Raw genomic sequence first — 9453 nt, forward strand, 5'->3', positions numbered from 1 at the left:
CCGGCGCCGACCTGGTCACCGTGAACGCGCGCGGCGGCAGCTTGACATTCTATTCGAACTTTCTCTCCGGTCCGCTGGGGGGCGTGACGATCGCCACGGGCGGGCTGCGACCCACGAGCGCCGTGGCGCGCGATTTCAACGACGACGGTCGCCTCGACTTGGTCGTGGCCAACAACGCCAGCGGTAGCCTGTCGGTACTGCTGGGCTTCGACGCGGGACTGTCGCTCGCGGCTGTCGTGAACGAGCTCGGGTTCGATCACCCGTCGTCATTGGAACTAATCGATTTCGGCGGCGAGACCGGACTTCGACTGCTGGTTACGCACGAAGCCGACGAACAACCGCATGTGTTCACGCCGAAGGATTTTCTGCCCAGCGCGACGGAGCCAGCTGGTCCCCTGTCGCCGGGCTCGGGCTTATTGCTCACGCTTTTTCAAGCGGGATTCCGCGTCTTGGCGACGAGCATCCTGATCGCGCCGGAGTTGCCATTGAACGTGGCGGCGTTTTTGGCCCAGTTTGTGGACGCCGAAGCGGATGGTCCCGAAGCGCAAGCTGCCGGCGGCGCGGTTGCGAATGCAATTGAGACCGTGAATCGGCTGTGGCTCGGCGCGGACGCGATCATGGCAGGATTGAGACATTCCGTCGATGTTGCTTTGAAGGCAGTCGATGCTTTCGCGAAGTCCGACCTGACGAACGAACATCTGCCGGAGCGCATGGCCGCCGCCACGGCCGAGGGAGCAGCGTCATGGGGCGAGATGCTGGGCGAAATCGCCGCCGAGCTCGCCGGCCGATTAGATGCCGCGTCGTCCGACATCGTATTGGCGGAACCGGAACAACGTTTGGCCGCGCCGCGTTCGATGACGCCAGAAAGCGAAGAGCCCGGCCCGTTGCCTACCGAGCCAGCGCGGGACATTGCGACATCCGTCGCGCCGGCGAACAACACGGCAACCATCACACCCGCTCATTTAGAGGAACCGCTGCCGTTGCCGGAAGCGAACGGCGAACCGCGGCCGCTAACGAAGTCCGCCGTGCAGATCACCTGGCCTTGGCAACTCTGGGCCGGCGCACTCGCCTTCAGCGCCGCGGCCCTCGGCGCGGGCGGTTATGCCGCACACCGCCGCCGACAACGCCTGAACATCGAACACCTCGACGACTAACGAACGACAAACAACACATCGTCTCCTTTCGCTCCGCGAAAGGCATCCAACGACTCCACCTACCAACGACGTCATCTCCCCCCATGTCCACGCCCATCAAACAACTTTTGCCGGAACAATGGTGGCGGATCGCCGCTTGCGTCGACGCCTATGAGGCCGCGAGCGACGAGGGCTCTACTGACTTGCGCAACTTTGTCGGCGAGTTGCCGCACGACGAGCGCCCCGCAGCGCTGGCGGAGTTGATCAAAGTCGACGTGGAACGGCGGCAACTGCGCGGCGATGCGCGCACGCTGGAAAGCTATCTCGCCGATTACCCCGAAGTCCGCCCGGAGTTATTGGCGACCAGCGAGGCCCTGCCGGCGAGCGACGACGCCGAAGCGTCCGCGATGCCGGAACAGGCGCACGTGGGCACGGTGCCGTTCGGCGTGGCGCCGGCGCCGACCGAGCGGTTCAAGGGACAAGGTTCCGGCACATTGCCGACCAATTTTGGAAGTCGAGCGGCGGAATTGCAATCGGATACCTCGCCGGCGACCGAGACCTCGGCGCTCGATCGCGCGGCGCCGGCTGCCGGGGGCGCTGGAGCGGGTGCAACGGTGATCGGCCACGGCGAAGCGGTCGCGCCGGAGGACGATCCCAGTCGCGCGGCACATACGTTGGAAGTCGATACGGCGGCCACGGCGCGCAGTCGTTCGGCCCAGCCGGTGGCGAATGCTACGAAGGCCAGTCTGGGCTCGTCGCGCATGCTGAGCGAAACCGGCGTGCCCGGCGGAACCATTGGGCGTTATCGGATCCTCGGCACGCTCGGCGCCGGCACGTTTGGCGTCGTCTATCAATGCCGCGACGAGGACCTGAAGCGCGACGTGGCAATCAAAGTCCCGCGAGCCGGCCGCGCTCACGCCAGTCAACAGACGAAGCAATTCTCGCATGAAGCACAGAGCGCCGCGCGATTGCGGCATCCCGGCATCGTCACGGTGCTTGACAAGGGCGCGACCGACGACGGGCGGACGTACATTGTCTACGAGTTCGTCGCCGGCGCTTCGCTGCAAGCCAGGATGCAACGCGGCGGCTATACGCATCGCGAGGCGGCGCTATGGTCGGCCGAGATCGCCGAGGCGCTGCATCATGCCCATCAGCACGGGATCGTGCATCGCGACATCAAGCCGGCCAACGTCCTGTTGGATGAACGCGGCAAGGTGAAAGTCGCCGACTTCGGCCTGGCGAAAATGGACGACGCGTTCTTCATCGACGATCAAGGCCGCGTGCTGGGCACGGTCGCCTACATGAGCCCCGAACAGGCGGCGGGCAAGTCGGAATGGTCCAGTCCACAGTCCGATATCTACGCCGTGGGCGTGGTGCTGTACGAATTGCTCTGCCGCAAACTGCCGTTCAGCAAAGGCAGCACCGACGACATCTTGAAACAAGTCATCGCCCGACCCCCAGCCCCGCCGCGCACGGTGGACGACACGATTCCGGCGGAACTGGAACGCATTTGCCTCAAGGCGATGGCGAAGGATCCGTCGGCGCGTTACACGACGTCCGGCGACATGGCGGCGGAGTTGCGCGCCGCAATCGCACCAACGGCGCCGCCGAAGGTTCCGCCGCGAAACCTTTATATCTGGGGCGCTGCCGGCGGCGGCGCGTTGGCCTTGGCGGCACTGCTGTTTTTCGTTTTGCGGCCACGGGAGCAAACATCACTGCCGCCGGCGACGATCGCGAAGATCGATCGAGTTCTCCAGGCGCAACTCGATGCGGTGGCCAAGGACCCGGTCGTCCAAATCGACTTACAGCGCGCTGACCAAGGCGGTAGTCACAAGCTGCTTGACAACGACGACCTCCCGCTCCACGAAGGGGACAAGCTGCAAATCCACGTCGCGCTGCCGCAGCCGCAATTCGTCTACGCGTATTGGTATGACTCCTCCGGAACAACCGTTCGATTGTGGCCGAGGGACGTGGCCGCACAAAACCCTGTGGCGAAGGTGGACATCCCGCAAGGCGACAACGAGTGGCAAACGCTCGACGCCGCGCGGGGGTACGAGATGTTGATCTTGGCCGTGCGCGACGAGGAATTGACCGATCAAGAGTTGCAAGAGTTCGAGCGCCGTCCCGCGTTTGCCGCGAGCCACGACCTGGCGTTCAAAAACATCACCGTGGTTGGCTCGGACGTCGCCGTGCGAAGCAGTCGGGGACTTTCAGCCGTCGTGACCTCGAAGAAGAATCCGCTGGATCGCGATTTCGAACAGTCGTTGCAGGAACGCTTCGACGCCTACTACGGCCTCGCCTTCCCCCATCAATGAACGAGTGCCGTATGGCGACATCCACTATCATTCGCTGTCTCGGCGCGTGCCTCGTATGGTTTGCGAGCGTTGGCGCGCTGCGCGCGGCGGACGATCCCGCCACGAACGTCGATCACGGTCAGATCTTTTATCGGCAGGGAGACTACGCCCGAGCCGCGCCGCTGTTGCAGAGCGCGCTGGAAGCCATCGACCAGGGGCAATTGAGCGAGGAGCAGTATCTGGCGCGTTGTCTGACGCCATTGGTGGATATCTACGTCACTTCGAGCCGTTTCGAGGAGGCGTTGCCCCTCGCGGAGCGGCAACTGCGCTGGTTCGAAAAGTTGCCGGACGATGGCGACACTCTACGCCAGCGCCGCGAGTTCCGTGGGCGCATTGGCGATATCCACGCCGGCTTGGGGAATCTCGAGGAAGCCCGCAAGGCCTGGCGTGCGGCGCTTGAAATGCCGGAGGGAAATGCGCGCGATAGTGGCGTGTGGCGGTTGGAAACGCAATGGAAACTGGCGGACCCGGCGACGAATCCGCTCGCGCCGCGCACAACGCAAGAGCAACTAGCGCAGGACGCCACGGCGATTCGCCAGCAACTCGCCAGCGCTGCTCCGCCACCGCTTGATTTGCTGGTGCGCGCGACGAAGGTGGAAGCCAGTTGCCTGGCAGCGCTCGATCAACAGCGCGAAGCGCTCGCCGCAAACCGGTCCCTGCTCCAACAATTCCCGGCGCGCCCTGCGCATCCGGCAGCGTTCGCCATCTTGATCCAAACGGCGAGCTGGGAACGGGAACTGAGTGAATTTGACGCCGCCGCGGCGCGGTTACGGGCGGAATTGCGAAATCTGGAAGCGGATGATCAGAGTCTGCGCCGCGCGATCGCGCTCAAAGAACTTGGACTGACGCTGAAACTCGCCGGCCAGCCGCACGATGCCGCCAACGCTTGGAAGATGCTGATTGCGGCCGAACAGCTATACCACAAGTTGGGCAAGCCGCGTAGCGATTTGGAGCGTTACGCGTCGCTCGATCGCATTCGCCTGGCCTACGAGGAATTGGGCGACTTCGCCGATGCGCTCCGCGCGGCGGAGGCCGCCTACGAGCTGGCCAAGTCCTCGCCAGCGTGGCGCCGCCACGCGACCGACGTGCTCGGCGCGCTGTGTACCGCCAACGGCCAATATGAGCGCGCGGTGGAATTGTTGAGCGAAAGCCTGGAACTGGCGAAGCAAGACCCGCACGCTCCGCCCGAGGCCCTTCCCACCACGCTCACGAATCTCGGAAACGCCTATCGCAAGCTCGGCCGCTACGACGATGCCGAGCAGGCCTTTATCGAAGTACTAGCTCGTTGCAAGTCGCTTTACCAGCCGGGCGACCTGCCGCTGGCGGAAGCCCAGAGCAACGTGGCCGCCATCGCCAGCGAGCGCGGCCGTCACGCCGAAGCGATCGCGCTGTTGCGCGAGGCCTTGGCCGGTGCGGAACGCGCTGGACCGAGCGGCAAACCATTGCGGGCGGCGCTGCTGCAATTCCTGGCAATGAATTACCTATCTCAGGGCCAAAAAGATCGGGCCGCCGAACACCTTCAGGCCGCGATCGACGTCGATCCCGCTGCGCCGCTCCAGTCGATCGACGCGGCGCGCCGCGCAGTGGAGCGCTATCTCGCCTTGGCGCTCGTGCAACTCAGCAGGAATCAACTGCCTGAAGCGGAACGCGCCGCGCGCGCCGGGCTTGATCTGGCGACGCTTCACCAATTGAAGAACGACGGCGTGTACGCCTCGGCGGAGCGGTTACTCGGACGAATCGCGCTCGCCAACGGACGGAAGTCGGCGGCGGAGAAGTTTTGGCTCGCCGCGCTCCATTCACAAGAACAGCGCCGCGCCGCCACCGAAGCGGCCCGCACGCTAGCAGACTTGGGCAATCTCGCGGTCCGCGAAAAGCAATTCGACGCCGCCGAAAAATACTATCGCCGCGCCCTGGCCCAACAATCCGACGTGCATGACCTGCCCATCCTGCACTACAACATCCTCGGCAACCTCGGGCAGTTGATCTACTACTCGAAGGGCGATCACGCGGCCGGCCTGCAATTGTTGAAGCAAGCGGCGGACTTGCTGGAGACGCCCCGCGCCGCGACGATCGGCGGCGGCGAGCGGCAGCGAGCCGAGTTCTTCGCACGGGATGCCACGGTGTTCGACCTACTCGTCGACAACAACCTCGCCGCCGGTGATGTAGCGACAGCCTTCCGATATGCGGAACGCGCGCGGAACCGTACCTTCTTGGATCAACTGCAACTTGCGGGCGTCGATCTGCGCGATACGCTGCCTGCCGACGCCCGTGCCGCTTTGTTGCAGCGAGAACGTGAGCTCGCGGATCGCCTGGCCAAGTCCCGCACAGAGTTGTCCGCAAATCACGGCCAACCTTCTCAGGCCGCGCGCGACAAGCAACTCGGCGCGCAGGTCCGTGCGCTGCAACAAGACTTTGCGCAAGTCTGGGGCGAAATTCGCGATGCCAGCCCGTTCTATCGCGAAATATTGTCGCGGCGGATGAGTATCGGCTCGCTCGAAGCAGTTCAACGCGAGGCGATCCCGCCCGACGCGTTGATGCTGTTTTATGCGCTGGGCGATTTTCAGAGCCATCTGCTTGTCATCGGTCACGAGCCTGGCGACGTGAAGGCATTCGATCTCGTACTGCCCGAAGCACTCGCCGCCGACCTCAAACTGGAATCCCGCGCACTGACTCGCGCCACAGCGGTGCGCTTGGTCGACGAGTACTTGGCCGCGCTCCGCGACGTCGAAGGAGGCCGCGGACTGGCCGGCATCGTGCAGTCTCCGCGAGGTCTCATGGCGCCCGATCGCGGCCGCCTGGTGACAGAAGTCTTCCTGCCGGCCGACGTCCGCAAATACATCGGCCAACGCGGACCGGACCACGCCATCGTCGTGCCCGACGGTGCGTTGCATCAACTACCGCTGGAATGCCTCGTGATCACGCCGGGTAATCAGCCGGTGTTCGCGCTCGATACGTTGCCGCCGCTCACCTATGCTCCGTCGGCGACAATTCTGTTGAGCCTTTTACAACGAACCGCGAATGCGAAAGGCGGCGACGCGGCGGAGTTGCTCTCGGTCGGCAATCCGAGCTACCAGAATGGTAAGTCGACTCACGAAATCGCGGCCACGCGCGACGCCTTCGTCGATTTCGGCGGCCAGCTTGACGAGTTGCCCGGCACCTTGATCGAATGCCGCCGCGCCGTGGAAGCCTTCGGCGCAGATCGAAGTCTCCTGTTCGTCGGCGAACAAGCTTCGGAATCAGCCGTCCGCGAACACATCGCCGGTCGCCGCTACGTGCATCTCGCGGCGCACGGTCTCGTTGACGAGCAGGCCGACAATCTCTTTGGCGCGATCGCCCTTACGCCCCCCGCCACGCCGTCGGTCGACGAAGACGGCTTTCTTGCGCTGCATGAAATCTACGCATTGAATCTCAACGGCTGCGAGCTTACTGCGCTCAGCGCCTGCCGCACAAACGTCGGCGGCGACCGTCCGCTGGAAGCCGGCTCGACGCTGGCTAGAGCGTTTCTGGCTGCCGGAGCGCGCCGCGTGGTCTGCAGCCAGTGGAATGTCGACGACGCGGCCGGCAGCGAACTCGTCGCCACGCTCTGGGAGGAAATCGCCGCGATGGAAAAATCCGGCCAGCGAATTCACTACGCGAAGGCGCTCCGCAGCGCCCAGCGCCGCATCCGCCAACAGCCGGAATTGGCTTCGGCCTACTATTGGTCCCCGTTCGTACTCATCGGCCCGGCAGTGGGCGACTAAGGCGGTGGGAGTTTGAAGTTTTCAGTGTTCAGTTTTCAGTGACGACGGCTTCTCAAAACACTGAAAACTGAAAACTCTGCCGCCATTCGCAAGAGCGCCGCCGCACCGGCTATGCCGCCCGCTGCCCATCGCGACTCGCCACCGCATTCGGGCCGTCCCAGCGTCGGATGGTTGCCGCCGCGAGATGGCCGCCGAAGGCGACCGAGACTTTGAGGGCGTGCTCAAACGCCAGCCGGCGTCCGACGAGCGGGACGCAATCCAGATCGCAGGCCGGATCGGGGTGATCGAGGTTGATCGTCGGCGGGACGTAACCGTCGCGGAGGGCGAGCGTCGTGATCGCCAACTCCACGCTGCCCGCGGCGTTGACCAGATGCCCGAGCATCGACTTCGTCGCGCTCACGCACGTAGCGTCGGCCGCCGCGCCAAAGGCCCGCCGGATGCCGCGCGTTTCTACCAGATCGTTCTGCTGCGTTCCCGTTCCGTGCGCGTTGATGTACGCAATGTCAGTCGGCGACAGCCGGGCGTCGCGGAGCGTGGCGTTAATCAAGTAGGCCAGGGCGGCGCTTTCCTCGTCGAGGCCGGTCACATGATGCGCTTCGGCCAGCATCTTGCCGCTGACTAGTTGCGCGTAAATCTTCGCTCCCCGCCGCTGGGCATGGCTCAGCCGCTCCAAGACGAACATCGCCGAACCTTCGCCCATCACGAAGCCGCAACGATCGATATCGAACGGCCGGCAAGCCTGCGTGGGGTCCGCATGCTGTGCGAGCACCCGCATCTGCCGGAAGCCAGCCGCGAATAACGGATGCAAACCTTCGGCGCTGCCGGCCAGGGCAATATCGCATTGTTCGTCACGAATGGCTCGCACCGCGGCCAGGATGTCGATCAGACCGCTGGCACAGGCCGTGGAATGGCACATCCGCGGCCCATTGAGGCCGTACCGGTTCGCCACGAGCCAACAAGCCGTGTTGGGCATCCATTGATGCCACCAGGGGACAACGTGGGGCAAAACCAGGTCGTACCGCTCGGAGAGCGAGGCGATCCAGTTGGTGTCCCCCATATGGCCGCTGATGGCGCAGCCGAAGCGGTCGCGGTCGACGTCAGTCCAGTCGATCGTGGCGTCCGCCAAGGCTTCCTCGGCGGCCCGCTGGCAGAGGGCGATCGGCTTAAGTTGGCCCAGGTACTCGGCTTCCAAATCGACTGGCGCGCCGATCAGCGTGCCGTCCTCGATCCCCTGCATCCCTACCAGGGCGTGCACCCCGCTTTGGCCGGCCTGAACCGCCTGCCAGACGCTTTCGCGGTCCTGGCCCACGGAAGCGATCATGCCGATCCCGGTAATGACGATCGGTTCGCGCTCGTCCATGGGTCGGCTCCTGGCAAATCAAAGCTGCCCTCACGGCGTCGAGGGACGCCAGCCGCCAGCCAGTTAACCGAACAGGCATTCGCCGTCAACGGAAAGACAAGCTGACGCCGCGATTCTGCCGCTCTTATCGGTCTGATCCGCCGCGAAACTTCAACTAGCGGAATCGCCCCAACTTATGGCGATCTAGGTAGTATACGACCGCCGCTGACAAGGACGCAAGCGGGCCACTAGATCGGCCCGGCGGATCAAGTCGCCAATTGCGTTGACTATGGAGAAACTTGTTACGCGATACGTCAGGACTTTCGGACAGCGGCGGGGGCGTGGTTTACGCCGCTTGGGGCGCGGCGTGATCGGCTTCGAACTTGGTTGGCGGTTGATCGCCGAGCGCCTGCTGGAGGCGTTCGGAATTGTAGAACGTTTCGATGTATTGGAACACGCTCCAGCGCGGCTGCTGGCATGTCGAACTTCTCGTGCTTGGTCCACTCATGCTTCAAGGACCAGAAGAAGCGCTCCATCGCGGCGTTGTCGCAGCAGTTGCCGGTGCGACACATCGAGCAAGTCATGCCGAGCGTGCGCAGCGTGTGCTGATACGCGTCGCTCGCGTATTGACGACCGCGATCGCGGTGAGGCAACAACTGCTTGCCATCAGGGCGACGTTGTTCGATCGCGCTGCGCAAGTGCCGGTACTTAAGCGGGAACGAAGACTTTGGAATGTGCGGAACTCCAAACCGACCATCGGTAGTACATATGCTACCGTTTCAGGCCTTTCGCAGCCGCACTGCCGACTGGCAACAAGTTCTTGTTTCGGCTTGAGTTACATTCAGAGCGGGAGACGAGGATCGAACTCGCGACATCCAGCTTGGGAA

Annotated in this window: 5 protein-coding genes; 3 read left to right on the plus strand and 2 right to left on the minus strand. The window is 63.9% G+C overall.

Going from position 1 to position 9453, the window contains the following annotated elements:
* The 3 genes from SGJ19_11115 to SGJ19_11125 form a co-directional block, all read left to right on the plus strand.
* On the plus strand, positions 1–1154 hold a 1154-nt coding region (locus SGJ19_11115), incomplete at its 5' end, for a VCBS repeat-containing protein (GenBank protein ID MDZ4780794.1).
* An 83-nt stretch (positions 1155–1237) separates the two neighbouring features.
* Entirely contained in the window at positions 1238–3448 is a 2211-nt protein-coding gene (locus SGJ19_11120) for a protein kinase (protein MDZ4780795.1), read from the plus strand.
* 11 nt (positions 3449–3459) lie between these two features.
* Positions 3460–7227, plus strand: a complete 3768-nt coding sequence (locus tag SGJ19_11125; protein MDZ4780796.1) for a CHAT domain-containing protein — start codon at positions 3460–3462, stop codon at positions 7225–7227.
* A gap of 109 nt (positions 7228–7336) precedes the next feature.
* Here the strand turns inward: SGJ19_11125 and SGJ19_11130 are convergent, their stop codons facing one another.
* Both SGJ19_11130 and SGJ19_11135 read right to left on the minus strand, forming a co-directional pair.
* Entirely contained in the window at positions 7337–8587 is a 1251-nt protein-coding gene (locus SGJ19_11130) for a beta-ketoacyl-[acyl-carrier-protein] synthase family protein (GenBank protein MDZ4780797.1), read from the minus strand.
* 325 nt (positions 8588–8912) lie between these two features.
* Positions 8913–9074, minus strand: coding sequence for a hypothetical protein (locus tag SGJ19_11135; GenBank protein MDZ4780798.1), 162 nt, complete (start codon positions 9072–9074; stop codon positions 8913–8915).
* Positions 9075–9453 lie beyond the last annotated feature (379 nt).

The sequence above is a fragment of the Planctomycetia bacterium genome (assembly GCA_034440135.1).
In the GTDB taxonomy this organism is placed as follows: Bacteria; Planctomycetota; Planctomycetia; order Pirellulales; family JALHLM01; genus JALHLM01.

What these genes read in the sequence shown, in the direction of transcription:
- SGJ19_11120 (MDZ4780795.1), top strand. Translation starts at nt 1,238, where the DNA reads ATGTCCACGCCCATCAAACAACTTTTGCCGGAACAATGGTGGCGGATC.
- SGJ19_11125 (MDZ4780796.1), top strand. Translation starts at nt 3,460, where the DNA reads ATGGCGACATCCACTATCATTCGCTGTCTCGGCGCGTGCCTCGTATGG.
- SGJ19_11130 (MDZ4780797.1), bottom strand. Translation starts at nt 8,587, where the DNA reads ATGGACGAGCGCGAACCGATCGTCATTACCGGGATCGGCATGATCGCT.
- SGJ19_11135 (MDZ4780798.1), bottom strand. Translation starts at nt 9,074, where the DNA reads ATGAGTGGACCAAGCACGAGAAGTTCGACATGCCAGCAGCCGCGCTGG.